The sequence below is a fragment of the Myxococcota bacterium genome, from assembly GCA_039030075.1.
Lineage (GTDB): Bacteria > Myxococcota_A > UBA9160 > UBA9160 > SMWR01 > JAHEJV01.
Genome location: JBCCEW010000019.1, coordinates 48,795 through 71,342 on the forward strand (window position 1 = coordinate 48,795; position 22,548 = coordinate 71,342).

Annotated in this window: 28 protein-coding genes and 1 tRNA gene; 14 read left to right on the forward strand and 15 right to left on the reverse strand. The window is 69.6% G+C overall.

Annotation, left to right across the window (positions count from 1 at the left end):
- The first annotated feature begins 56 nt into the window (after positions 1-56).
- Positions 57-731 (forward strand): peptidylprolyl isomerase, encoded by a 675-nt coding sequence (locus AAF430_18865; protein MEM7412298.1) that lies wholly within the window; start codon positions 57-59, stop codon positions 729-731.
- Between the two features lie 102 nt (positions 732-833).
- A tRNA-Phe gene (locus AAF430_18870) sits at positions 834-909 on the forward strand.
- Positions 910-948: 39 nt separating this feature from the next.
- Here the strand turns inward: AAF430_18870 and AAF430_18875 are convergent.
- On the reverse strand, positions 949-1,638 hold the full coding sequence (locus AAF430_18875; GenBank protein MEM7412299.1) for a hypothetical protein: 690 nt from the start codon (positions 1,636-1,638) through the stop codon (positions 949-951).
- A gap of 314 nt (positions 1,639-1,952) precedes the next feature.
- Between AAF430_18875 and AAF430_18880 the strand changes: the two genes are divergently transcribed.
- Both AAF430_18880 and AAF430_18885 read left to right on the forward strand, forming a co-directional pair.
- On the forward strand, positions 1,953-2,423 hold the full coding sequence (locus AAF430_18880) for a RidA family protein (protein MEM7412300.1): 471 nt from the start codon (positions 1,953-1,955) through the stop codon (positions 2,421-2,423).
- A complete protein-coding gene (locus AAF430_18885; GenBank protein ID MEM7412301.1) occupies positions 2,420-2,833 on the forward strand; it encodes a hypothetical protein in 414 nt (137 codons plus the stop codon). Before AAF430_18880 ends, AAF430_18885 begins: the two co-directional genes overlap by 4 nt.
- On the opposite strand, the gene AAF430_18890 is transcribed toward AAF430_18885, so the two are convergent.
- A complete protein-coding gene (locus tag AAF430_18890; GenBank protein ID MEM7412302.1) occupies positions 2,830-3,252 on the reverse strand; it encodes a PaaI family thioesterase in 423 nt (140 codons plus the stop codon). The genes AAF430_18885 and AAF430_18890 overlap by 4 nt on opposite strands.
- A gap of 38 nt (positions 3,253-3,290) precedes the next feature.
- Between AAF430_18890 and AAF430_18895 the strand changes: the two genes are divergently transcribed.
- Positions 3,291-3,914, forward strand: coding sequence for a DUF998 domain-containing protein (locus tag AAF430_18895; protein MEM7412303.1), 624 nt, complete (start codon positions 3,291-3,293; stop codon positions 3,912-3,914).
- 34 nt (positions 3,915-3,948) lie between these two features.
- Here the strand turns inward: AAF430_18895 and AAF430_18900 are convergent, their stop codons facing one another.
- Both AAF430_18900 and AAF430_18905 read right to left on the reverse strand, forming a co-directional pair.
- Entirely contained in the window at positions 3,949-4,416 is a 468-nt protein-coding gene (locus AAF430_18900) for a BLUF domain-containing protein (GenBank protein ID MEM7412304.1), read from the reverse strand.
- 95 nt (positions 4,417-4,511) lie between these two features.
- The gene (locus AAF430_18905) at positions 4,512-5,183 is read right to left on the reverse strand and encodes a nitroreductase family protein (protein MEM7412305.1); all 672 of its coding nucleotides are present in this window, start codon (positions 5,181-5,183) and stop codon (positions 4,512-4,514) included.
- A gap of 127 nt (positions 5,184-5,310) precedes the next feature.
- On the opposite strand from AAF430_18905, the gene AAF430_18910 reads away from it, so the two are divergent.
- From AAF430_18910 to AAF430_18920, 3 genes are read left to right on the forward strand one after another with little or no spacing between them, the layout of a single operon-like run.
- The gene (locus AAF430_18910; protein MEM7412306.1) at positions 5,311-6,213 is read left to right on the forward strand and encodes an SDR family NAD(P)-dependent oxidoreductase; all 903 of its coding nucleotides are present in this window, start codon (positions 5,311-5,313) and stop codon (positions 6,211-6,213) included.
- Positions 6,214-6,256: 43 nt separating this feature from the next.
- Positions 6,257-6,808: a VTT domain-containing protein gene (locus AAF430_18915; GenBank protein MEM7412307.1), complete on the forward strand. Its 552-nt coding sequence runs from the start codon at positions 6,257-6,259 to the stop codon at positions 6,806-6,808.
- A 37-nt stretch (positions 6,809-6,845) separates the two neighbouring features.
- The gene (locus tag AAF430_18920) at positions 6,846-8,102 is read left to right on the forward strand and encodes a cytochrome P450 (GenBank protein MEM7412308.1); all 1,257 of its coding nucleotides are present in this window, start codon (positions 6,846-6,848) and stop codon (positions 8,100-8,102) included.
- A 10-nt stretch (positions 8,103-8,112) separates the two neighbouring features.
- Here AAF430_18920 and AAF430_18925 read toward each other — a convergent pair whose 3' ends face one another.
- Positions 8,113-8,535, reverse strand: a complete 423-nt coding sequence (locus AAF430_18925; protein ID MEM7412309.1) for a PaaI family thioesterase — start codon at positions 8,533-8,535, stop codon at positions 8,113-8,115.
- 115 nt (positions 8,536-8,650) lie between these two features.
- Here AAF430_18925 and AAF430_18930 point away from each other — a divergent pair, with 115 nt between their 5' ends.
- The 3 genes from AAF430_18930 (at position 8,651) to AAF430_18940 (ending at position 11,607) form a co-directional block, all read left to right on the forward strand.
- The gene (locus tag AAF430_18930) at positions 8,651-9,085 is read left to right on the forward strand and encodes an MAPEG family protein (protein ID MEM7412310.1); all 435 of its coding nucleotides are present in this window, start codon (positions 8,651-8,653) and stop codon (positions 9,083-9,085) included.
- A 138-nt stretch (positions 9,086-9,223) separates the two neighbouring features.
- Positions 9,224-10,432 (forward strand): galactokinase family protein, encoded by a 1,209-nt coding sequence (locus AAF430_18935; GenBank protein ID MEM7412311.1) that lies wholly within the window; start codon positions 9,224-9,226, stop codon positions 10,430-10,432.
- 329 nt (positions 10,433-10,761) lie between these two features.
- Positions 10,762-11,607, forward strand: coding sequence for an alpha/beta hydrolase (locus AAF430_18940; GenBank protein MEM7412312.1), 846 nt, complete (start codon positions 10,762-10,764; stop codon positions 11,605-11,607).
- Between the two features lie 56 nt (positions 11,608-11,663).
- Here AAF430_18940 and AAF430_18945 read toward each other — a convergent pair whose 3' ends face one another.
- The 3 genes from AAF430_18945 to AAF430_18955 all read right to left on the reverse strand — a co-directional run bounded on the left by AAF430_18945 (position 11,664) and on the right by AAF430_18955 (position 13,672).
- Complete coding sequence (locus AAF430_18945) at positions 11,664-12,152, reverse strand: hypothetical protein (protein MEM7412313.1); 489 nt, start codon at positions 12,150-12,152, stop codon at positions 11,664-11,666.
- Positions 12,153-12,292: 140 nt separating this feature from the next.
- Positions 12,293-13,078: a molybdopterin-dependent oxidoreductase gene (locus tag AAF430_18950; protein MEM7412314.1), complete on the reverse strand. Its 786-nt coding sequence runs from the start codon at positions 13,076-13,078 to the stop codon at positions 12,293-12,295.
- Positions 13,079-13,231: 153 nt separating this feature from the next.
- The gene (locus AAF430_18955; GenBank protein MEM7412315.1) at positions 13,232-13,672 is read right to left on the reverse strand and encodes a DUF3237 domain-containing protein; all 441 of its coding nucleotides are present in this window, start codon (positions 13,670-13,672) and stop codon (positions 13,232-13,234) included.
- 121 nt (positions 13,673-13,793) lie between these two features.
- Here AAF430_18955 and AAF430_18960 point away from each other — a divergent pair, with 121 nt between their 5' ends.
- Positions 13,794-14,315 (forward strand): methylated-DNA--[protein]-cysteine S-methyltransferase, encoded by a 522-nt coding sequence (locus AAF430_18960; protein ID MEM7412316.1) that lies wholly within the window; start codon positions 13,794-13,796, stop codon positions 14,313-14,315.
- Positions 14,316-14,369: 54 nt separating this feature from the next.
- Complete coding sequence (locus tag AAF430_18965) at positions 14,370-15,122, forward strand: TerC family protein (GenBank protein MEM7412317.1); 753 nt, start codon at positions 14,370-14,372, stop codon at positions 15,120-15,122.
- A 10-nt stretch (positions 15,123-15,132) separates the two neighbouring features.
- Here AAF430_18965 and AAF430_18970 read toward each other — a convergent pair whose 3' ends face one another.
- Together AAF430_18970 and AAF430_18975 are read right to left on the reverse strand one after the other, a co-directional pair.
- Entirely contained in the window at positions 15,133-15,411 is a 279-nt protein-coding gene (locus AAF430_18970) for a MerR family DNA-binding transcriptional regulator (GenBank protein ID MEM7412318.1), read from the reverse strand.
- Complete coding sequence (locus tag AAF430_18975; GenBank protein ID MEM7412319.1) at positions 15,408-16,352, reverse strand: DnaJ C-terminal domain-containing protein; 945 nt, start codon at positions 16,350-16,352, stop codon at positions 15,408-15,410. The genes AAF430_18970 and AAF430_18975 overlap by 4 nt, the downstream gene beginning before the upstream one ends.
- A gap of 460 nt (positions 16,353-16,812) precedes the next feature.
- Between AAF430_18975 and AAF430_18980 the strand changes: the two genes are divergently transcribed.
- The gene (locus tag AAF430_18980) at positions 16,813-18,096 is read left to right on the forward strand and encodes a GDSL-type esterase/lipase family protein (GenBank protein ID MEM7412320.1); all 1,284 of its coding nucleotides are present in this window, start codon (positions 16,813-16,815) and stop codon (positions 18,094-18,096) included.
- Between the two features lie 164 nt (positions 18,097-18,260).
- On the opposite strand, the gene AAF430_18985 is transcribed toward AAF430_18980, so the two are convergent.
- The 5 genes from AAF430_18985 to AAF430_19005 form a co-directional block, all read right to left on the reverse strand.
- Complete coding sequence (locus AAF430_18985; GenBank protein MEM7412321.1) at positions 18,261-19,478, reverse strand: amidohydrolase family protein; 1,218 nt, start codon at positions 19,476-19,478, stop codon at positions 18,261-18,263.
- Positions 19,479-19,861: 383 nt separating this feature from the next.
- On the reverse strand, positions 19,862-20,656 hold the full coding sequence (locus AAF430_18990) for a crotonase/enoyl-CoA hydratase family protein (protein ID MEM7412322.1): 795 nt from the start codon (positions 20,654-20,656) through the stop codon (positions 19,862-19,864).
- A gap of 229 nt (positions 20,657-20,885) precedes the next feature.
- Positions 20,886-21,071 carry a hypothetical protein gene (locus AAF430_18995; protein ID MEM7412323.1) on the reverse strand — a complete coding sequence of 62 codons (186 nt, stop codon included), beginning with the start codon at positions 21,069-21,071 and terminating at the stop codon, positions 20,886-20,888.
- A gap of 49 nt (positions 21,072-21,120) precedes the next feature.
- Complete coding sequence (locus tag AAF430_19000) at positions 21,121-21,948, reverse strand: MerR family transcriptional regulator (GenBank protein MEM7412324.1); 828 nt, start codon at positions 21,946-21,948, stop codon at positions 21,121-21,123.
- A gap of 113 nt (positions 21,949-22,061) precedes the next feature.
- Positions 22,062-22,457: a VOC family protein gene (locus AAF430_19005; GenBank protein ID MEM7412325.1), complete on the reverse strand. Its 396-nt coding sequence runs from the start codon at positions 22,455-22,457 to the stop codon at positions 22,062-22,064.
- Positions 22,458-22,548 lie beyond the last annotated feature (91 nt).

Here is a 22,548-nt window from a genome sequence, read left to right on the forward strand (position 1 = left end):
GTCGCGGCCCGCCGGCGGCGCTCAATCCACGGCCCGGCTCTGCCGATTCCACCGTCATGCGAAGCGCCACGGTCTCGGGATGTCTTGGGCTCCTCCTCGTCGGTCTCGCGGCCCTGGGCTGCAACGAGACCGGACCCGAGGCAACAGCGACGAATGGGCTGCCGACGCCGGCGCTCTCCGAGGGCCCGCGCGACGAGCTCCACCTCGAGGTCGAGGGTCTCGGCGAGATCCGCATCGAACTCTTGCCCGAGCTCGGGCCGATCACCGTCACGGCGATCGTCGAGCGCGTGGAAGAGGGGCGCTATGACGGCACGACCTTCCACCGGGTGATCCCGGACTTCATGATCCAGGGCGGCAACCCCCAGAGTCGTGACAACGACCCGCGCGACGACCACCACAGCGGTGGTGGACTCGGTGTCCCCGACGAACGCTCGGGCTACCCGATGGCGCGCGGCACGGTCGCGATGGCCAACGCGGGGCGCGCGGGGACGACCGACGTGCAGTTCTTCATCGTCCACGGCGACTCGCCCCACCTGGACGGCGCCCACAACATCGTGGGCCGGGTCGTGGCGGGGCTGGACGTGGTCGACGCGATCGCCGGACTCGAGCTCGACACCTACGGCCGCTACGGGCCGCCGAACCGTCCCTACCCGGTCGATGCCCGCATCGCGCGGATGCGCCACGTGCCCGCCGGCGAGCGTGTCGCCCAGGGAGAGCGGTCGCGGCCGTAGCGCCGCCGCCCAGGCTGTCAGTCAGGCGGGAAGGCGCGCGCCTTCCGAATCGCCCCGGGCGCTAGCTGGCCCCCAGCCAAAGGGCTAGCCTCCGCGCCGCGTGGCCCGGTAGCTCAGTTGGTAGAGCACTCGACTGAAAATTGAGGTGTCGCCAGTTCGATTCTGGCCTGGGCCACCATCTCCGGACCCTTCCACGAGGCGTCCCGAGAACGCGCCCCTAGACGCGGCGGCGTCGCGGTGCAGCGCGTCGCGCCCCATGGCGCCTGCGGACGTGGCGGTGCGCCGCCAGCAGCGCCGCGCCGAACACCAGTGCCGAACCCGGCTCGGGTACCGGGTTCACGTGGAGGTTGTCGGCGATGCCCAGGTTCTCGACCGGGCCGAAGAAGCCGAGCTCGCCCGACGCCCCGAAGACCAGGGACCCGATCGACTCGCCCGGAGCGACCATCAGGGTGGTGGGCACGTTGCAGCCGGGCTCGACCGGATCGCAGGAGGCCCCGGGCGCGGTGGTCTCGGCCAAGAGCGCCCCCGTGCCGCCAGGACCGGCGTAGGCCCGCAGGAAGTACTCGACGTCGGAGCCGGGCTGGCCGCTGCCGCTGAAGTCGCGGAAGCCCAGCAGGTCGACCTTCGCCTTCGTGAGCCGCTTCGAGAAGTCGGCCGTGTAGCCCGGCCCACAATTCACGGTGTTGCCGCAGTTGATCCCACCGAAGCGCCAGTCGATGTAGCCAAGGCTCGAAAGCTGGAGCGTCAACCCGTCGACGGTGTGCTCGTGCGCACCGAGGTAGATGCCGCCGAAGTTGTCGTTCACGTAGGTGACGTCGCAGAACGCGAGGGCCGACGCGACGTCCCCTGACGACACGGGCTGAGAACACCCCGCGGTGTCGGGCAGCGTATCGAAATCGAAGAGCACGGAGCCCAGAGCGGCTCCAGGCAATAAGACAGCGACGACCACCAGGAGTGCCAGTGCACTCCGGTAGCAGCAGTCTCGGGCCCCCCAGCCCGAAGTCAGTTCATCGCGAGACAGAGCGTCAACGAGACGAGCGGTACACAGCATCCAACCCCCCAGCAGTCCCCGTCACGACGCATGATACCGCCACTGGGCCTTTTGCAACACGTGGGGGCGACCCCAAGGAGACCGAGCTTCGACCCAAAGCCGTGTCTGCGTCTCTGATAGGATCGGCCGCAACGCGTGGCCCGATGCGCGGCCCACACAAGGGTGCGTCGATGACGTCGCTTCGAACCTGCTGCCTTGCCTCTCTTCTGCTCGCGCTCGGCCTGGGCTGCGCCACGTCCGCCGACCCGCCCCGCTACCACGCCTCCGCGGAGACCCGCGCCCTGGGCCTGCCCTTCTCGGATGCCGTGGAAGTGGGACGCCTCGTGCTCCTGTCGGGGCAGATCGGCAACCGTCCGGGCTCCTTCGATCTCGTGCCGGGCGGCATCGCCGCGGAATCGCGGCAGGCCCTCGAGAACGTCCGGGCGATCCTCGAAGACCAGGACCTGTCGATGCGCGACGTCGTGAAGTGCACGGTGTTCCTCGCCGACATCGCCGACTGGCCCGCCTTCAACGACGTCTACGTCACGTTCTTCGAGCCGGGGCGCTACCCCGCGCGCAGCGCGCTGGCAGCCAGCGGACTCGCCGTCGGCGCTCGGGTCGAAGTCGAGTGCATTGCCGCGCGCCCCGGGGCGTCGCGGTGAACACGCCGGCGACAGACGCCACCGTCGACCGCGTGAACCTCGCGGTCCGCCTGGCCTGGGCGACGGTCGTCCTCTCCTTCATCGCCGGGATCTACGCCTGGAGCGTCGGCCCGGATCCGGATCATGCCCTCGCCCAGCTGATCTTCGGGGTCCCACTGGGTTGGTTCCTCGCGCGCATGCTCGAGAAGGGCCACAACTGGGCCCGCCTCGTCTGGGGGGTGCTGTCGGGCGCGAGCGGGCTCTTCGGGCTCCTGGTCTTCGCGGTGGGCTTCGGTCGTTTCGGGATCGCGGACACATTGTCGATCCTCACCCAGACCGGCCTCAGCCTCGCGATCGCCGTGCTCTTGTTCCGCCGCGACGTGCGCGAATGGTTCAAGCACCCCGAGGCCCAACAGGCGCAACGCGTCTAGTCGCTCCCGCCCCCGGCTGGGCTCTGACGCACGATGCGCAGCGTGGCGGCGGCCGAGGCGAAACGTGTCCCGGCCTCGTCGCGGAGCTCGCCGCGCACCTCGACGTCGCGATCGTCGACCTCGACCACCCGTGCCTTCCCGATGACGCGTCCGAGGGGCCCCGGCCGTTCGTAGTCGACGGTGAGTGACTTGTGGACGGCGAAGACGTCGTCGGCGAGACCCCAGTTGCCAGCGAGCCCCGTCACCGAGTCGAGCAGCCCCGCGATCATCGCACCGGCGAGGGTGCCGATGCGGTTCGCGAACCCGTCGTGGGCGAGGTAGTGCACCTCGATCTCGCGACGGTCGTCGTCGAAGGCAACCACTTTCGTGCCGATCAGCGATCCGAAGGGCGATGGCTGTTGCAGTTCCTCGAGCTTCATCGCGACTCCCCATGTGCAAGCTCTGGTAGGGTGACGCGATGCGGTTTCTGGCGCTCGGCGGTGTGATCGCGCCGGTCTGGTTGGCGACGGTGGCGGCCCTCTGCGCGTCGCTGCGCCCCGGCTACGACCATCTCACCCAGTTCGTGAGCGAGCTCGGCGCCACCGGCACGCCCCACGCAGCGCTCATGAACTATGGCGGCTTCCTGCCGACGGGCGCGTGTCTCGTTGCGCTGGGCATCGCCATGCGCGCGGGCTTGCCGCGCTCTCGCGCCACCCGCAGCGCGGCGGTGCTCGTGCTGCTCTTCGGAACGGGAGTCTTCGCGTCGGGCCTCGCTCGATGCGATCCCGGCTGCCCGCAGCGCGGCGCCTCCCCGGAAGGCCTGCTGCACGAGATCCTTGGGCCGGCCGCTTTCCTGTGCGCGATGGTCGGCGCCGCGTTGCTCGGCTGGGGACTTGCCCAGCGCGACGACTGGCGCGGCGTCCAGCGCACGTCGCTCGTCGCGAGCGCCCTCGCGCTCTGCTTCTTCATCGGGCTCGGGACGTCCGTCGAAACCCGCGCCTGGACCGGGCTCTGGCAGCGCGCACTGGTGGGGACGCTGTTCCTCTGGACAGCCGTGGTGGGCACGCGGCTGTTTCGCGATCCGGACACCGCGGCCAGCTGACCGGGCCGATCGAGATCGACCCCGAGATACGGCGCTACTCGCCGACGTCGACGCCTCGCCGCCAGCGTCCCTCGCGGAACTGCTCGAGGATCTTGCGCGCCACGTGTCCCTCCTCGTCGCGCGGCCGCTTGAAGCCGCGCTGGAGGAACTCGTTCACGCCGGGCGGGATCCGCGCGTCCGCCGCTCGGTAGAACCCCATGCTCCAGCGCTCGAACACGCGCTCCTCGACGTCTCCCCGAAACAGGATCATGGCATCGGAGTGGCGCGGGTCCTCTTCGATGCGCTCGTAGAGCGCTTCGACGACGGCGCGATCGCCTTCCAGCGCCTGCAGGAAGGAGCCCTCGTGGTAGAGCAGCATCCCGGTCACGCCGGCTGGACGGTTGTTCTTGCGGGCCGCCGCCAGGATCTCGGCCAGATCCTCGGGGGTCATCTCACGCGTGGCGGCACTCGCGTAAACGAGGGTGAAGACCGGATCGCGCTCTTCCTCGGGCTGTTCATCCATACGACACCTCCTGCAGGGCAGGAATCGGCGATCGGCGGACCCGAATCGATCCGTAGATCCGCGTAGTCGGGGAACCGACCGGCCTTGGCGCCGCCCTACCAGCGGTCGACGTGGAGCACCCCGTCGAGGCCGCGGTTCTTCGCCGGACGGAAGTCGGTTCCGACCGTGAAGGCCAGCGGCGAGAGGCCCACCTGGGTCACTTCGGCGTAGGGAATTCCGAGGATCTCGGCGATGGGCTCCTCGAACATCAGGTGGATGGTCGTCCAGGCCGTCCCCAGACCGCGGGCGCGGGCCGCCAGCATGAAGCTCCAGAAGGCCGGGAGGATCGACCCGTAGGTGCTGGCGTAGGCGATGCTCGCCATCGGGCCTTCGATCGCGGGAAGCCGGCCGTCGACACAGGGGATCACGAGGAAGGGCGCGCGATGCAGGTTCTCGGCCAGCGCCTCGGCCGAACCCACCACCTGGTTCATCACGGCGACGTCGGAACCCTCGGCCTGCTTCGCCAGCGCATGGGCCGAGACGGGCATGTCGCGGTAGCCGACGAATCCCTGGCGGTAGAGGTCGCCGATCTGCTGACGCTTCTCCGGGTCGCCCACCAGCACGAAGTGCCAGCCCCGCTGGTTGGAGCCGCTCGGCGCTTGCAGCGCCAGCTCGACGCATTCCTGCGCGAGTTCGAGGGGTACCGGGCGGTCGTAGTCGAGGCGCTTGCGGACGGCGCGGGTGGTCGAAAGCAGTTGGTCCGGGGTGAGATCGAGTGTGGCAGGCATGGCGCGAAGCGTACCGTGCCCGCGTGGCGTTCGTCGGCCCGACCTGACGATCTGGACGCAGCGTGGCCCGCGGCTCTCGCGCGGAGCCGCTACCATGCGCGGCCTCGAAATCGACAGGAGCGAAACGATGGGAAAGCTGGACGGGCGCGTCGCGCTGATCACCGGAGCAGGACGCGGCATCGGTGCCGCGGTGGCCGAGTGCTTCGCGGCGGAAGGCGCCGCGGTGGTCGTGAACGACCTGGGCGCGGCGATGGAGGGCGGCGGAACCGATGACGGTCCCGCCCAGGAAGTCGTCGACCGCATCAAGAGCGCCGGCGGGAAGGCATTGGCCGACGGCACGGACGTCACCGACTTCGCCGCGGTCGAGGCCATGGTCCAGCGCACCACGAAGGAGTTCGGGCGCCTCGACATCCTGTGCAACGTCCACGGGATCATCCGCGACGGGATGATCTTCAAGATGGAAGAGTCCCAGTTCGACCAGGTGATCAACGTTCACCTGAAGGGGACTTTCAATACCGTGCGCCACGCCTCGACCTGGTGGCGCGAGAACCGCGGTGGTCAGTACCGGATCATCAACTTCGTGTCGGGTTCGGGCCTCTACGGCTCACCCACCCAGCCCAACTACGCCGCCGCGAAGATGGGCATCGTCGGCCTCACCTTCTCCTGCGCCAACTCGCTCTCCGGCTACGGCGTCACCGCGAACTGCATTGCGCCAATCGCCTACACGCGCATGACGGCGAGCCTGGAAGGCAAGGCGACCGTCATGAACTACAGCCCGGACAACCCGCGCATCTCGAGCGAGAACGTGGTGCCGCCGGTGCTCTATCTGGCGATGGAGCAGAGCGACTGGATCAACGGACGCGTCATCGAGTCGGGCAACGGCAAGATCGGCCTGTTCGAGAATCCGGTGATGGGCCGCCAGGTCATGACCGACGGTCTCTGGGACAACGACGTCGCGATCGCCGAGATGGAGACGGTCTTCAAGGAAGCGCTGTTCCAGCCGAACCCCTTCGCGAAGCCGCGAGGCTAGCCAGCGCACGCCGAGCGCTAGGCTTCCCGCGGGAGGAGGCCGCATGCGCTCGTTCCGCTTCCGCCTGCTCGGAATCGTGCTGCTCGTGGTTGCTTGCGGCTACGGGCTCGCGCGCTGGGTCGAGAGCGTCGGCGGGCCCGAAGGCATCCACGCGCGTTTCGGAGCCGCTGCGCCCGTGGTCTCGGGTGGCGTCCAGCTGGCGCTCGCACCCACGCCGTTTCCGAGCGATCTGCTGGCCATCGCACACGGCACCCTCTACGGCTTCGCCGTCGCCGCCCCCCTCAACTGGATCGCGTGGTGGCTCGCGTCGCTCTTCCAGTTCCAGGTGGGCCGACGCCTTGGCGCTTCCCTCGACGCGGACACGGAGCTCGCCCGACTGCCGAACTGGCTCCGGCGCTTTCCCGTCGGCCACCCGGCCTTCCTGATCCTCGGCCGGCAGATCCCCTGGGCCGGAGGTCACGTCACGACCTGGCTGCCCGGAGCGATGGGCGTGCCGTGGCGGCGCTACTGGTGGTGTTCGGCACTGTCGATCGTGCCCGGCGCTTGCGCGATGGCGGCGATCGGCGCGGGGCTCCTCAGCGCGTTCGGAGATTGAGGCCGCCTCCTCCCGAGCATCGTGTAGGGTGGAATCGATGGTCGACTTCACATTCTCGGCCGATGACGCGTACGCCGACTCGCCCTACCGCGTGGTGCTCGACCGCGCGGGCACCCGCACGCCCGAGCACCCGACCCGACCCGAGATCCGGCTGCTCGACCCGGCCTTCTACGCCGACCCGCATCCGCATTTCCGCTGGATGCGCGAACACGCGCCGGTCTACTGGGACGACGCCACCGGCATCTGGGGGCTCGCGCGCTACGCCGAGGTCATGGCCGTCTCGAAGGACTGGAAAACCTTCGGGTCCGGGAAGGGATCGCGCCCGGACAGTTCGGTGCCGAGCATGATCAACTTCGATCCGCCCGAGCACAATCTGCGACGCCGCATCGTCAGCGCCGGCTTCACTCCGCGCCGCGTGGCCGACCACGAACCCTTCCTGCGTCGCAAGGTGGGCGAACTCTTCGACGCGGTGGCGGACCAGGGTCGCTGCGACTTCGTCCGCGACATCGCCACGCCGCTGCCGATGTACATGATCGGCGAGCTGATGGGACTGCCCGAAGCCGATCATGAGCAGCTGCTCCACTGGTCGGACCTCTTCGCGACCGGCGGCGACGAGGTCCGCGCCGAGCTTCCGGAAGCCGTGCTCGCCTACGCCGAGTACATCAAGCGCGCGATCGCCGAGCGTCGGGGCGGCAGCGGAGAAGACCTCGTGAGCCTGGTGGTCCACGCGGAGATCGACGGGCGCAAGCTCGCCGAGGACGACCTGATCTTCGAGACGATGCTGGTCCTGGTGGGGGGCGACGAAACCACGCGCCACGTCATCTCGGGCGGCCTCGAAGCCCTACTCCGGAGTCCCGAGCAGCTCGCCGCCCTGCGCGACGACCGCAGCCTCCTGCCCGGCGCGATCGAGGAGATGCTGCGCTGGGTCACGCCCATCCAGAACATGAACCGCACGGCCTCGCGCGACGTGGAGCTCGGCGGACAAGCGATCCGTGAGGGCGACCGCCTGCTCCTGCTCTACCCCTCGGCGAACCGCGATGCGCGCGTCTTTCCCGAACCCGACCGCTTCGACATCCGCCGCACACCCAACGATCACGTCGCCTTCGGTGGCTTCGGCCGGCACCACTGCCTCGGAGCGCAGCTCGCCCGACTCGAGCTCCGCGTCGTGTTCGACGAGCTGCTCGATCGCTGGACCGAGGTTGCGCTCGAAGCGCCGGACACGCCGCTGCCGCGCCGTCGGGGCAACTTCGTGCTCGGCTTCGAAGCGATGCCGGTGCGGTTCCGGCCGCGCTGACGCCGGGAGCTCAGCCGATGGCTCGCCAGCGCGACTCGGCGCGGGTGAGGATCTCCCCCTCGGCATCGAGGATCTGGCCTTCAGCGAAGAAGTCGCGCCCCTCGCTGCGCAAGAAGCGCGCGCGCACGCGCAGTGGCCTGCCGGCATGGGCTGGCCGGCGGTAGCGCAGCGACATCTCGGCGGTCACGTGTTCCGCCCGGTCGCCGCCCGATCCGACGTGCACGGCGATCCCCATCACCTCGTCGAGCAGCGTCGCCTGGATCCCACCGTGCACCACGTTGGGTGCACCACAGAAGTGTTCCGGGGCGGTGTAGTCGGCCTCCACGGCGTCGGGGCCCGTGACCCGAAACACCAGCCGGAGCCCCTGGGCGTTCTGATGACCGCAGCCGAAGCAGGTGTCGTCGGGGCCGTCGTGGATGATCGTCTCGTTCACCGGGTTCCTCTTGGCGCGCGCGTGCCTGCCGCGGTGGTCCTGCCCCCGTGGCCCTGCCGGCGGGACGCGCATTGGACCTCGTCGCGGGAAGCGGCGAAACCTAGCGTCCTTCGGCATGGAGACACACGCTTCGACCGCCCTGCTCTTCCCGATGGTGGCCCTGGTCGCGATCAGCTTCGCCGTCTTGCTGCGGCTGTTCCGCCAGCGGGCACGCAGCGTCCGCGCCGGGCAGGTCTCGGCGGACTACTTCGCCGCGTACCAGGGAGACTCGCGCGAGCCGGTGGCTTCGATCCAGCTCGCGCGCCACTTCACCAACCTCTTCGAGGCGCCGGTCCTCTTCTATGCGGCCTGCCTCGCCGCGCTGGCCACCCAGATCGCGTCGCCAGTGCTCACGGGGCTGGCCTGGGGCTACGTCGCGCTCCGAGCGGTGCACACCTGGATCCATACCGGCTCGAACGCGCTGCGCCCGCGGATCGCCGCGTATTTCGGCAGCTGGTGCGTACTCCTCACGATGTGGGCCTGGCTCGCGGTCGCAGCGGCGAGTCGCTAGCGCGCCGCTTCGCCTTCATCCGCCGCGGGCGCGACGATACGGCCTGCTGCGTGCGTGGCGCCGCGAGAGAAGAGGTGGTTCTCTCGCCGGACGGGCCGGGGGTGGCCCACGCGCACGCGAAAGGACGGGTGGCTCCCGATGGACGCGGACACGTCACAGCTGGCCGCACGGGGTGAGCGCGTCGCACGCGCGCTGGCGAAGCGCCTCGAAACCCCTGCCAACCTTCGCGTCGTCCTGTCCCCCTACCGCGTGTGCCCACTGGGCGCGCACATCGACCACCAGCACGGCCCCGTCCTCGGGACCGCGATCGACGTCGGAACCGCGCTCGCGTTCGCGCCCCAGGAGTCGCCGGAAGTCGTCTTGCACAGCGACGACTTCGCCGGGAGCCTGCGCTTCCGGATCGACGACGAAGCGCCGGGCGAAGGCTGGGAGCGCTACGCGCGGGCGGCGGTGCGCGTACTCGCCGAGCGACTCCCGCAGCCACCGCGCGGCTTCGTCGGCCAACTCTCGGGCCATCTGCCCGGCGGCGGGCTTTCGTCCTCGGCGTCCGTGTTGGTCGGCTACCTGCTCGCCCTCGCCCACGTGAACGACATCGCGCTCGCGCCGAGCGAGCTGGTGCGGCTGGCCGTTCGGGCGGAGAACGAGTTCGTCGGTGTGCGCTGCGGGGTGCTCGACCCGGCGGCGATCGTGGGCTCGGAAGCGGGTCGACTGCTCGAGATCGACACGCGCGCTGTTCGCTGGCGCCCGCTCTCCGCGGATGCGAACGCCGACGCCGTGCGCTTCCTGATCGTCTTCAGCGGGCAGAGCCGCGTGCTCTCGAGCACGCCGTTCAACGCGCGGGTCGCGGAATGCCGGTCCGCCGCCGCCCGCATCGCCGACCGGCACGGCCACGCTCCCGCCTCACGTCTGGGAGATCTCCCTGAAGACCTGCTCGAAGCCGGGATCGACGCCCTCCCCGATGGAGAACGCGGCCGGGCCCGACACTTCCTCGAAGAGCGCCGTCGGGTCCGCGCCGGCGTGCAGGCCTGGACCCGCGGCGACTTCCGCGCCTTCGGCGAGCTGATGTGGGACTCCTGTCGCAGCTCCATCGAGAACTACGAGACCGGCTCGGACGAACAGGAGCGGCTCCAGCAGATCCTGCGCGAAACGCCGGGCGTAGTGGGTGCGCGCTTCTCCGGCGCGGGCTACGGCGGCTGCAACGTCGCCCTCGTCGAGGCGGCGACGGCCGCAGCGGCGGCGCACGAGGTGCTTGCGCGCTATCGCGCGGCCGTGCCGGCGCTGGCGGCCGCCGCGCGCACCCTGCTGGTGCAACCTGCGGACGGAGCGCGGGTGGTGTTGCCCGGCTAGCCCCCGCGGGTTTCCCGAAGATCCCATCGTCTCGACACGCGAGGGTCACCCGTCGGTGACTTCCGTGTGATTCCCTGCCGGCGATGCGGATGATTCCCCTGGCCTTGTGCGTGCCCTCGTCGTCGCGGCTCGTACGCACGATCTGCGCATGGTGCCGAGGCGCGATCGAGCCCGCCCCTCCTGGTCCCGTCGACGTCGCGACTCTCAACTACGGCATGTGCCGCCGTTGCCTCTCGCGCCGTCTCTTCGCGCTCGAGGGGTCCGCCGGCCAAAACGGAGCGAAACCGCCACGCTGACGCCGGCGGCAGCGCCTTTGGTACGCTGGCGCGATGGGAGCCGAGGAACGCACCGCGGCGTCGCAGCGATCGATCCACTCCGAGCGCTTCTCGGTGGGCGGCTGCGATCTCTACACGGAATGCGTCGGCGACGGCGCGCCGGTGTTGCTGATCCACGGCGCCGGCGCCTTCGCCGATCTCTTCCATCCGTGTTTCGACGCGCTCGGCGAGGACGCCCAGCTCGTCGCCTACGACCGGCGAGGCTGCGCGCGTTCGAAGCACCCGCCGGTACGGGAGTTCGCGCGCCACGTCGAGGACGCCGCCGCGCTCTTGCGCGATCGCTTCGACGCACCCGCGGTGCTCGTGGGGTGGAGCGCGGGTGCCATGATCGCGCTCGAGCTGGTGATCCGGCATCCAGACCGCGTGCGCAGCCTGGTGTTGGCCGAGCCGCCGCTCCAGCTGAAAGCGCCGCGCCCGCTGGCCCTCGGTGCGGTGGCGCGCTGGGAGTGGACGCGACATACGCGCGGCAACCACGCCGGCGCTTTGGTCTTCTACCGCTGGGTGAGTCAGTACCGCGGCGCCGGCAACGCTTTCGACGCCTACCCGGACGCGTGGCGGGACACCATGCTCGACAACGCCGACGCCCTCTTCACCGAGATCCGTTTCGGGGGCGGGGCGCTCGGCGAGTTCGCCAAACGGCGTGACCTCGCTGCGATCGAACACCCGATCCGCATCCTCGTCGGCAGCCGCTCGGCGCCCGTGTTCGCTCCCGCGGCGCGCTACCTCGAACGCGTGTCGCCGCGATCCACCTGGATCGACGTGCCCGGCGCGAGCCACATGATCCCGACCGACGCGCCAGAGGCGGTGGCCGACGCCGTGCGCGCAGCGCTCGCCGAATAAACGCACCCTCGGCCGGAGTAGACGCCCCCCGGCCGGAGTCGACGTTCGAGAACGGCCTAGAAGTAGGCCATCCGGCCGAGCTCGTGGCGCAGGCGCAGGTCCAGCTTCTCGAGCCAGTCCGCCGCGCGCCGATTGATGCGGCCATTTTCGCGGTCCAGACCGCGAGAGTCGGTGACCTGCCAGTTCACGGCATCGCGTCCGTAGTCGACGCGCACCTGCAGGTAGTACTCGCGACGGATGATCGCCGCGGTCACGGCCCCGGGATCGCGACGCTCGACCATCCAGGCGCGACCGCTGTCGCGGATGTAGTGCTTCCAGATGAAGAGCTTGAAGGTCTCGTCATCGAGGCGCAGGCGCGGATCGTACTCTTCGGGCGGCGGTCGGTTCGTGAGCGCCGAGATGATCGCCACTTCGACGTTCTGCCGCGTCAGTCCCTCGGAGATCGTGATGGGCCGCGACTCGGGCAAGGGCGCCGTCGAAGCACACGCTCCACAAAGCAGCAGCAGCGCGAGACCCATGGCTTCGATCTGGCGACTTCGTTTCACGATCCACCCGCCTGTCATCGACCTGCCTCCCCTGTCCGCGCACTCGGGCGCCGCGGCCCTCGCATCATGCCAGCTCGGACCTCCAGCGACCAGCGGCGAGCCGCGCGCGCCCAGCGACGAGCGGCCGAAGACAGCACACTTCAGAGACGAAGCTGGCCGTCGTCCTCCGCCGCGGCAGCGGCGGCGGCGGCCGCCTCCTCCTCGGCGCGTCGGGCGGCTTCGGCTTCGGCGGCCCGGCGCTGATCGGCCTCGTAGCGCTCCAGCCCCTTGCGGAAGCGAGAGGTCACCGGACCGATCAAGCGGCGGTAGAGGAAGCGCGCGAGCCAGTTCGGCAGGCCACCGGCGCGCTCCTGTTCGGCCACCCGCCCCCGCGGATGGTCCATCAGGCGCGGCCCGGGGAACTTGTACTTCCGTGCGTCGCGCCAGAACTCGATGCCCCGCAGATGCTTCGCGTTCTTGAACCCGTAGTGCGCCGGCGCCACCAGCCGCAGGGGTGCACCGTGGGCCATGTCGAGCGGTCGTCCGTCGAGCCGATCGGCCAACAGGACGTCGTCGGCCAACAGGTCCTCGAGCGGCAGGCTGGCGGAATAGCCGTCCTGACAGCGCAGCACCACGAGACGTGCGTCGGGCTTCGGACGTGCGCGCGGTTCCACGAACTTCTCGTAGAAGTCCCGGAACAGGAAACCGCTCCAGCGCACCCCACGCACCGACCAGGTGGTCACGCAGTGGAAGTCGGCCACGCGCTCCTCGCGGTAGAGCTTGCCGAGTTCTTCCCCGGACAGGCTGAACGGACTCGCGACGTCTCCCTTGACCACGAGTTCCAGCTGGTCCGGCGCATCCGGATAGCGATGACTGAAGGCCATCAGGCCGAAGCGCGGAAACGTGTCGTGCTCGACCTGGCCCGGCGGTAGCGGCTTCTCGCGCACCGGCCCCTCCCCTCTCCCCGGGCCCCGGATCGGGCGCTAGGGGTTTCCCCGGAACACAAGCTAGTGGATCGCACGGGTGTGGTTCCAGTCCGCGTGCCGCGACCCGCCGAATGCGCGGTTCGCGCCCCGGGGAGACGGGTCCGGAAGCGGGCTTCAGCCGGGCCACTCCACGGCGTAGACGTCGTACCCCACCCCGCCCGCGATCGGCGCACCAATGCCGATCGCCTGCAGCCCGTGCAGCCACTGATAGCGGGAGTCGCCCGTTTCGAAGAGCGGCGCGGTCGTGATGCGCAGGCCGCGCTCGGGGTCGGGACGCCCCACGCCGTTGTAGGTCATGAGGATCACCGCCTCGTCGTCGGTCTCGAGCACGAGGCGCACGTCGGCTTTCAGGCTGCCGTCCCCGCGCAGCGTGGCCCACTCGGATCCCGGTCCGGGCACGACGCGGCCCGACAGGCGGGGGCCTTCGAAGCGACCGCCCGACGCGCCCAGGATCAGCCGATCGCCATGGGGACCCGGCGACACGGAGAGCGGTGCGCTCGTCTCGGCTTCGATGCGGAAGAGGAACTCGACGGGAAGCGAGGTGCGCTCGGACATGCGGGCTGCTTAGCACGTCGGATCGCCGCGTCCGAATCCGGCCAGACGCATGCCGGGGCACGACCTAGCTTCGCCGCTGCATCGACACCCCGGAGCGCTTCGGCTCCACCAGGAGAACACCATGGCCATCGCCCACGCCCTACCCGGACTCGAGACCGCTCTCTGCGACACGCCCCTCGGCCGGCTACTGCTCGTCGCCTCGGAGAGCGGCGTGCGTCACCTCGATCTCGACGCATCCGCCGACACGCTTTGGCACCGTTTCGAGCGCGCCTTTCCCGCCACCCCGCGCCGCGCTCTGCAGAGCGCCGTCGGACGCCGGGCCCTGCACGCCATCGAGTCGTACTTCGACGGCGACGCCACCGAACTCGACGCGCCGCTCGACGCGACCGGGACGCCGTTCCAGCAGCGCGTCTGGCAGGCGTTGCGCGAGATCCCGCGCGGCCACACCCGCTCCTACGGAGAGGTCGCTCGCCGCATCGGCCAGCCGACGGCCTCCCGCGCGGTCGCGCAGGCCTGTGGCGCCAACCCGATCCCGCTCTTCACGCCCTGCCACCGCGTGATTGCGGGCGCCGGCAGTCTGGGCGGCTTCGCCCTCGGCGTGGAACGCAAGCGAGAGCTGCTCGCGCTCGAAGGGGCGCTCTAGCTTCGCGCCGTCGCAAGACGCATCCTCGCGCCTCCATCGCGAGGAGTCGTCGACATGTTCGAATGGATGGCCGACCCGGAGGCCTGGGTCGCCCTGGGCACGCTCACCGCTCTCGAGATCGTGCTGGGGATCGACAACATCGTCTTCATCTCGATCCTGTCCGACAAGCTTCCCGAGCATCAGCGCGCCCGCGCCCGGAGCATCGGTCTCGGGCTCGCGATGTTCGGACGGGTCGCCCTGCTGTTGTCGATCGCCTGGGTCATGCGCCTCACCGCAGACCTGTTCGCCGTATGGGGCCAGGGCATCTCGGGCCGCGACCTGATCCTGCTCGTCGGCGGGCTGTTCCTGATCGGCAAGAGCACCTACGAGATCCACCACAAGCTCGAAGGGGACGTCACGCCTGACGAGCTCAAGGGCACGGCTTCCTTCGCCAGCGTCATCACCCAGATCCTGTTGCTCGACCTGGTCTTCTCCCTCGACTCGGTGATCACCGCGATCGGCATGGCGGAACACGTCAGTGTGATGGTGATCGCGGTGGTCATCGCCGTCGGGATCATGATGGTCTCGGCCGGACGGATCTCGGCGTTCATCAACCGCCATCCGACGACGAAGATGCTCGCCCTGGCTTTTCTATTGATGATCGGCGCGATGCTCGTGGCCGAGGGCTTCGATCAGCACATCCCGAAGGGCTACATCTACTCGGCGATGACGTTCTCGCTCTTCGTGGAAACGCTGAACATCCGTGCGGGGAGCAAGCACGAGCCCGTGGTCCTTCGGGATCAGCCGCGCCTCGCCGACGCCGAGTGAGGGGCGAACGCTAGCGGGGCTCTCGATCGCGCTCGAACGCCTGCGCCAATCGGCGCGTGCGCGCTTCGAGCGCGAGCAACCGCCGCCGCAGGTGGAGCGCCACGTCGACACCGGCCGGGTTCACGCCGAGGTCCTGGACGAGGATCTGCGCGACCCGGAGTTCCTCGGCCTCGTCCGGCAGGAGTTCTTCGGCGAGGAAGAGCCCTTCGTCGCGCAGTGGCTCGAGGAACCCGCGGCGCTCGACGCCGAGAAAGACGAGGACGTCTTCCACGCGGACGCGCCGGCTCACGAGAAGAGCTCCTTGCGGAGGCCGGGATCCTCGAGGTCCTCCAGCGCGTCGAGCGCGAGTGCCGCTGCCTCGTCGATCGCCTCGGGGACGCGAATCTGCACGTGGGCGTAGAGGTCTCCGGACGTTCCGCCCTTCGGATCGGGGACGCCCTTCCCGCGCAGGCGCAGCCGGGTGCCACTGTGGGTGCCCGGCGGAACGCGCAGCTGGACGCGACCGTCGAGGGTCGGCACCTCGATCTCGGCGCCGCGAATCGCTTCGCGCACGCTCACCGGGAGATCGAAGGCGAGGTCGCGCCCTTCGCGTCGAAACAAACGGTGCGGCCGTACGGTGAGCGTCACCCACAGATCGCCGCGGGTTCCGCCGCCGACGCCCGGACCGCCCTTCCCGGGAATCCGCAGGCGTCCGCCGCTGTCGACGCCGGGCGGAATGCGCACCTTGACCGTCTCGGTCCCGTCCGGACCCTGCAGGGTCAGGGGCGTTTCGCCGCCGCGCATCGCCTGCTCGAAATCCAGGGTGAGATGGGCTTCGAGGTCGGAGCCGGGCATGCGAAAGCCGGCCTCGCCCGCCTGCCGCCCCCCGAAGAAGCGGCCGAGCAGGTCGTCGAGGTCCCCGAACTGGAACTCGGACCCGAAGTCCGTGCCCGGTGCCGCGCCGCCGAAGCGGCGGCCGAAGGCGTCGCGCGCGGTGCGCGCCTGCTCGGCGTCGAAGCCGGCCTCGAGCGAGACGGCGCCGAACTCGTCGTAGAGCTGCCGCTTCTCGGTGTCCTGCAACACCTCCCAGGCGCGGGAGATCTCGCTGAAACGTTCGGCCGCCTTCTCGTCCCCCGGGTTCAGGTCGGGGTGGGTCTGCCGCGCGAGCTTCCGGTACTCCTTCCGGATCGTGTCGAAGTCGGCGTCCCGGGCCACACCGAGGACGGTATAGAGATCGCGCTGTTCGGACATGCCGCCGCAACCTAAGCACCGCGGAGCGCGGATCAAGGGCTCCGCGGCCCGACCACCCCGAGGGGCCCAGGCGCCATCGTCACTCTGGCCGAGCGAAAGCCGCTGGAGGGGACACCACGGACTGCTCGAGGCGCGCGGGGTGCTCGGCTTCACGCTGACAAGGGGCGCGTCGGATCGGCGGGCTTGTCCCGGTCAGGCCGAGTGCATCTCGTCCGCTCGGCCTGAACTCGCGGGCGCGCGACCTCCGACGGAGCCTCCATCCCCGGGGCCCGCGAAAATCGCCGAATCGTCCGCGAAAACAGCGGTTCTCACGGCACCCGAGCGGGGTGGAGCCATGCGCCCGCGGTGCGGCCCGCAGAATCCTCTTCCCGGCGTGACACGTGAGCGTTTCGGCTCCCACTTCCCCTTCAGAACCCCCGGTGCCCCGACGGGGCCGCCCGGACGTGTGGAGTCGATGCGGATGCAGTGGGCCACCCCCGAAGGCGATCTCGACCGCGGCCGACCTTGCGACGGCGTGTCTTCTACCCGTGTCTCGAAAGCGAAGGGCACCCGCCGGCTCGCGGGCTTCGTTCTCAACGTGGGCCTCGCCCTCGTCTCCGTGACGCTGACGCTCGCGGCACTGGAGATCGCGCTCCGCTTCGCCGGCTACGAGGCGATCCACTCGACCTACTCGAAACCTTCGATGTTCTGGAAGGCAGACCGCTTGCTCGGCTGGTCGCATCAGTCGAACGCCGTCGGCACCTTCGTCGGGCCGCGCCCGTGGCCGATCGAGTTCCGCGCCGATGTCGCGATCAACTCCGATGGGCTCAGGGGGCCTGAGATCGGGCCGCGTCCCGAACGCGGGTATCGCGTCCTGCTCCTCGGCGATTCGGTCGTGGCAGGCTTCGAGGTGCCCTACGAGGAGACGTTCGCTGCGCTACTCGAGAGCGAGCTCTCGAAGCGAGTCGGCGCACCGGTTCAAGTGATCAACGCGGGTGTTCGGGGCTACGGAACCGACCAGAGTTATCTCTTCTATCGCGAGCGGGGGATTCGCTTCGACCCCGACCTCGTCATGCTGCTTCATTCAGACAACGACACGCGCAACAACATGACGTTGCATCGGTCGCGGCGCGTCTTTAGCAAGCCCGCCTTGGTGCTCCACGAGGACGAGCGTCTCGAACTCGTGAGGCCCCCCGACGATACGGACGTCTGTGCCCAGCTACAGACAACGGCGGAGGCGACCGTCGTGCGCGCCGACAGTGCCTCCACGCGGGCCGCGTGCAAGCTGCAGATGGCGCTGTTCGATCACTCGGCGCTCTTTAGCGTGCTCACGACTCGGTTGCGGGAGTCGCCGGACCTCTTGCGGAGTCTGTATCGCCTCGGCGCCCCGAAGCGCACCGCGACCGAAGTCGCGGCGAGCCAGCCCGCGACTTCCTCCTACCCGAGCCGGCTCACCTCCGCGATCATCGCCGAACTCGCCCAGACGGTCGGCTCGACGTCCGCGGGCTTCGTCCTCTTCGGATCACCGCGGGGTGTAGCCATGATCGACGAGGTGCGTCTTGCCAGCGAGGGCGTGTTCGCCCACGCGATCGCCCCGGACGGCGAGGACCATCGCTTCGTGCGCGACGGTCACTACAACACCGAAGGGCACCGCGTCGCAGCCGAGCGCTTCACCCCAATCCTCGCCAAGCGACTTCTCGAAGTCGCCGTTGCCCGTGCAGAACGCCGAGCGACGCTGAGTGCCATCACCACGGCCTCGCTCTAGCGCTCGAGCCCCATCGATCTCCGCCCGAAGGCCCCCAGTCCGCGTCGAAGACGTGGGCGAGGTCTTCGAGTCCGGCGATGCGCGCGCCCCTCGCGCCTTCGTAACCCGCCTCGAGTGCGTAGACAGGCCGCGATTCCGGCGTCGACCCACAGGGGACCGCCTCGCTAGGGAATGCACACCTTCGGCAGCGGGTGTTGATAGACGTGCGCCGCGTTCTGGTGCGTGATCTTGCGGATCTCGTCCACCGGCAAGTCGCCCAGCACCTCGTCGATCACGCGTTGGGTGTCGGGCCAGGTGCCGTCGCCGTGCGGGTAGTCGGACTCGAAGAGGATGTTGTCGACGCCGATCGTCTCGCGCGTACAGATCGTCGACGCGTCTTCGATCATGCAGAACCAGAAGTTGCGCCGCAGCACGTCCGACGGCGAGTTCTTCGGGTCGGGCCATCCGGCGCCATAACCCGAACGGCTCATGATGTCGTCGAGCCGATCGATCAGCATGGCGACCCAACCGATCCCGCCTTCGGACATCGCGATCCGAAGCTCCGGGTACTTCGCGGGCCAACCGCTCCACAGCCACTCGGCGCACGAGGTGATCGCGATCGAGCCGAACAGGGTCGAGCCCAGCTCGAGCATCGGAGCACCCGGCGGCATCTGGGCGAAGCCCGACGAGCCGACGTGGAGGTTCATCACCGTTTCGGTTTCGGCGCAGGCGCGGATGATCGGCTCCCAGGACGGATCGAAGATCGGCGGCAACCCTTGGCGATGCGGCTGCTCGGGCAGGGTCACGGCGCGAAAACCGCGCTTCGCGTTGCGGCGGATCTCTGCGGCGCCCTGCTCCGGGTCGGCGAGGAAGGTGATGCCCAACGGAACGATCCGCTCGGGGTACGGCGTGTACCACTCCTCGAAGAGCCAGTCGTTCCAGGCGCGCACGCAGGCCAGGCCCAGCTCCGGGTCCTTCGCCTCCGAGAAGAGCGTGCCCCCGAAGCCGGTCACGCCCGACGGGAAGTTGACCGAGGCGTAGATCCCGCCGATGTCCATGTCCTTGATGCGGGCGTCGATGTCCCAACAGCCGCGACGGACTTCCTCGTATCGCGAGGGTTCGACGCGATGGTCTTCCCGCGGACGACCCGCGACGCACATGAATCCCACCTGGAAGTAGGGCGTGTCTTCGAACTGCCAGATCTCGTGGCCTTCTTCGGTCTCGACGACGCGCGGCGCGCGGTCCTGCAGCTTGCTGGGGAGGCGCCCTTCGAAGGTGTGCTTCGGCTCCATCAGGTGATCGTCGACGGAGATGAAGGTGTACTTCACCGGTCGCGGATCCGGATCGGGCAACAGCGGTCGGGTGACCGGGCGGTTGATACCGAGCTTGACGACGCGGGCCATGACGTCCCTCCTCGGCGTCAGTCTACGCTGATTCCATCGCCCCCAGGCCCTCGTCAGGCACGCCGAACCACGCGCGGGGTCGCGCGCGACGACCTCCGCGCGGGACACGCACGATCGCGCGTCGGATCCCCGCGGCATCGAGCCGCGCGCGGACGCGCGGTGGGTTTCCGCAGCCTCGCGCCACGCGCGCAGGCGTGCAGGTGCGCGGTGGGTTTCCGCAGCGAAACTCAGCGCAGCAGGAAATGCCGTCGGACGAGGAGACGCCGCCCCGGCCCCGAAGCGGTCAGGACCTCAGCGTCCCACGCGAGCCATTTCGCGGAGGAAACCCACCGCAAGGTCGCGTTCGCCTCGAGCAACCTGAACGCGCCGCGAGCGCCGGGCCCCTAGATCTCGGCGTCGCCGAACTCGGGCTGCCGCTTCTCCATGTTCGCCTTCACCGCCTCGGCCTGGTTCGGCTTGCCGATCACGCGGGCCTGCAGCTCCTGCTCCAGCGCCAGTGCCGCCTCGGCTTCCCGCACCTGGGTCGTCTCGAGCAGTTCCTTCGCCGCGCGGACGGCGGTGGGGTTGCGGGCCGCGATCTCGTGGGCGAGTTCGAGGGCGGCTTCGTGCGGCGAATCCGTCACGTGAGTGGCGAGACCGAGTTCGACGGCCTCGGCGCCGGACACGACGCGGGCCGTGTAGATCAGCTCCTTCGCGACATCGAGCCGGACCTGACTGCGGAGGGTCTGGGTCGCCGACATGTCGGGGATCAGTCCCCAGTGCAGTTCGCGCAGGGAGAGCTTCGCATCGGGGGTGACGAAGCGGATGTCCGCCGACAGGGCCAGCTGCATCCCAGCGCCGTAGGCGACGCCCTGCACCGCCGCGATCACGGGCATCGGAAGCTCGCGCCACAGGAAGGCCGCCGCCTGGAACCAGTTCGCCGGGGTGTCCGGTACCTCGGGCATGTCCTTGAAGGACGGGCCGGTCTGGCCCATCGACGCGAAGTCGAGTCCGGCGCTGAACGCGCGGCCCTCGCCCGAAAGCACGACCGCGCGGACCGATGGCTCCTTCGCGAGGCCCTGGGCTGTCTCGATCAGGCCATCGAACATCGGGCGGTCGAACGCGTTCAGCTTGTCGCTGCGCGTGAGCCGCACGTCGGCAATGTGGTTCGAGATCTGGACTTCGACGCGGTCGGACATGGGGGCCTCCAGTGGGAGGCGTAGGCTAGCAGGCTGCTGAAGAATCCTGGACCGAGCGACGCGAGCGAGTTCCGGTTGCCTTCGAGGCGCCGAAACGAAGCGGTAGTGTCGCTACCGCGAGTTTCGGGAACGAAGAAGGCGGCCCGAAGACGCCGCGTGGCGACGGGAATGGGTGCTTCGGCATCCTGCTAGCCCGCTTGGGCCCCATGCGCGGCAGCGCCAGGACGGCTCAGGCCGAGCAGCCGGCCATACCCGCCGACGGGCAAGGGGCCACCGGACGGTTCGGTTTCACGGGGCGACGCGTGCGGGCTACGGCGACCGGACGCGCGCGCCACCAGGGTTCGCTCCAGACGATCAGGCCGATGCCGGCGAAGGTGAAGACAGCCCAGAGCAGGACGAGAGAGATCCAAGCCACGGAATCCTCCGGGCGGGCGCGTCTCTTGGAAGCCGCCGGGCGCGGCCGGTTACACCTCGTCGTCGAGAAGCGGGAGGGCTACGTCGGTCCGCAGCTCTTCCGGGGAAACATCGGCGGGGTCGTTCCGGTAGAACTCCCAGATCTCCGTCGACTCGCGCGAGCCACTGGTCGTGCGTGCCGGGTGGCCCCGCTCCTGGGCCCAGGCGTGGAGGGCGTGATGGGCGAGGCCGAGGGTCTCGTACGGCCCGACATGCTCGACGGTGGCGAAGCGCCCCCCGGGCAGCTCCCAAGGCTCGGCGCCGGCCACGCGGGGCGCGCTGGCTCCGTCGGGGAAGGCCACGCAGGCGTGGACGGCGATCCGATCGTCGGGGCCGAACTCGTTGATGCAGAGAACGGGCTCGGCCACCGCGCTGCCCGCACGCGCGAAGCCGTCGAACAGGGCGTAGACGAGCTCGGTCGTGTCGGGGACGAGTCGTTCGGAATCCGTCTCCCCCGAGATGCGCAGCACCGGGTGCGACGACCGGGTCTCCGTCTGCACCGCGTACGGAGCCAGCTGACCGGTCTTCGCGATCTGGCGCAGGGAGAGCAGCGCCCGCTGTTGGGCCGCCAGCTCGGCCTCGACCCGCGCGGCTTCCGCATCGACCAGCGACTTGAGCTCGGTGGGCTCGGCGGCGAGGGCGCGCCGGATCACCGCCAGGGGCAGGTCGAGGGAGCGCAGCATGCTGATCATCACCGCGTCGCGGGCCTGCTCGCGGGCGTAGTAGCGGTAGCCCGATTGCGGATCGACGAAGGCAGGCGCCAACAGACCCAGCTCGTCGTAGTGGCGCAGCGCCTTGACGCTGAGCCGGCAGCTGCGCGCGAAGCGTCCGATGGGCATCCAGCTGCTTTCCCGCATCGTGTGCACCTCCGCCCGCCGGGGCCTGGAGCGCGGCGGGGACAGGAGGCGTCCCGTCCCCGCCATGCCGTTCAGACGACTCCGTGGCTTTCAGACTACTGCGCGGCGTACTCGCCCGTCGGCGGGATCAGCTCCACGACGTCAACCAGGAGGCCGGCGGGGTCGCGCGTCATGAAGTGGCGCTGGCCCCACGCTTCGTCGCGCAGCTCCTGCACGATCGGCACGCCCTGCTCGCGCGCACGCGCGTGCACGGCGGTGGCGTCGTCACACTCGAAGGTGACCAGCACACCGGTGGCGGGCTTCTGATCGGTGGCGGGCACGCTGTCGTGTGCGCGCTGGACGAATGCGAGCTGGATCCGCTCGTCCTCGGGGTGCTGCAGCTGGACGTACCAATCGCTGTCGAAGACCGCCTTCAGCTCGAGGAGGCGGGTGTAGAAGTCGCGGCAGGCCGCGACGTCATCGGTGCACACGTCGGGAAAGAGGCTGGTCATGGGGATCTCCTGGGGTTTCGCGTGGTGGGGCGCGCTTTCCGCGCCCGCGAGACCCAACCTGCGGTCTCCCCCGACCGGAGAGTCAAGGGCC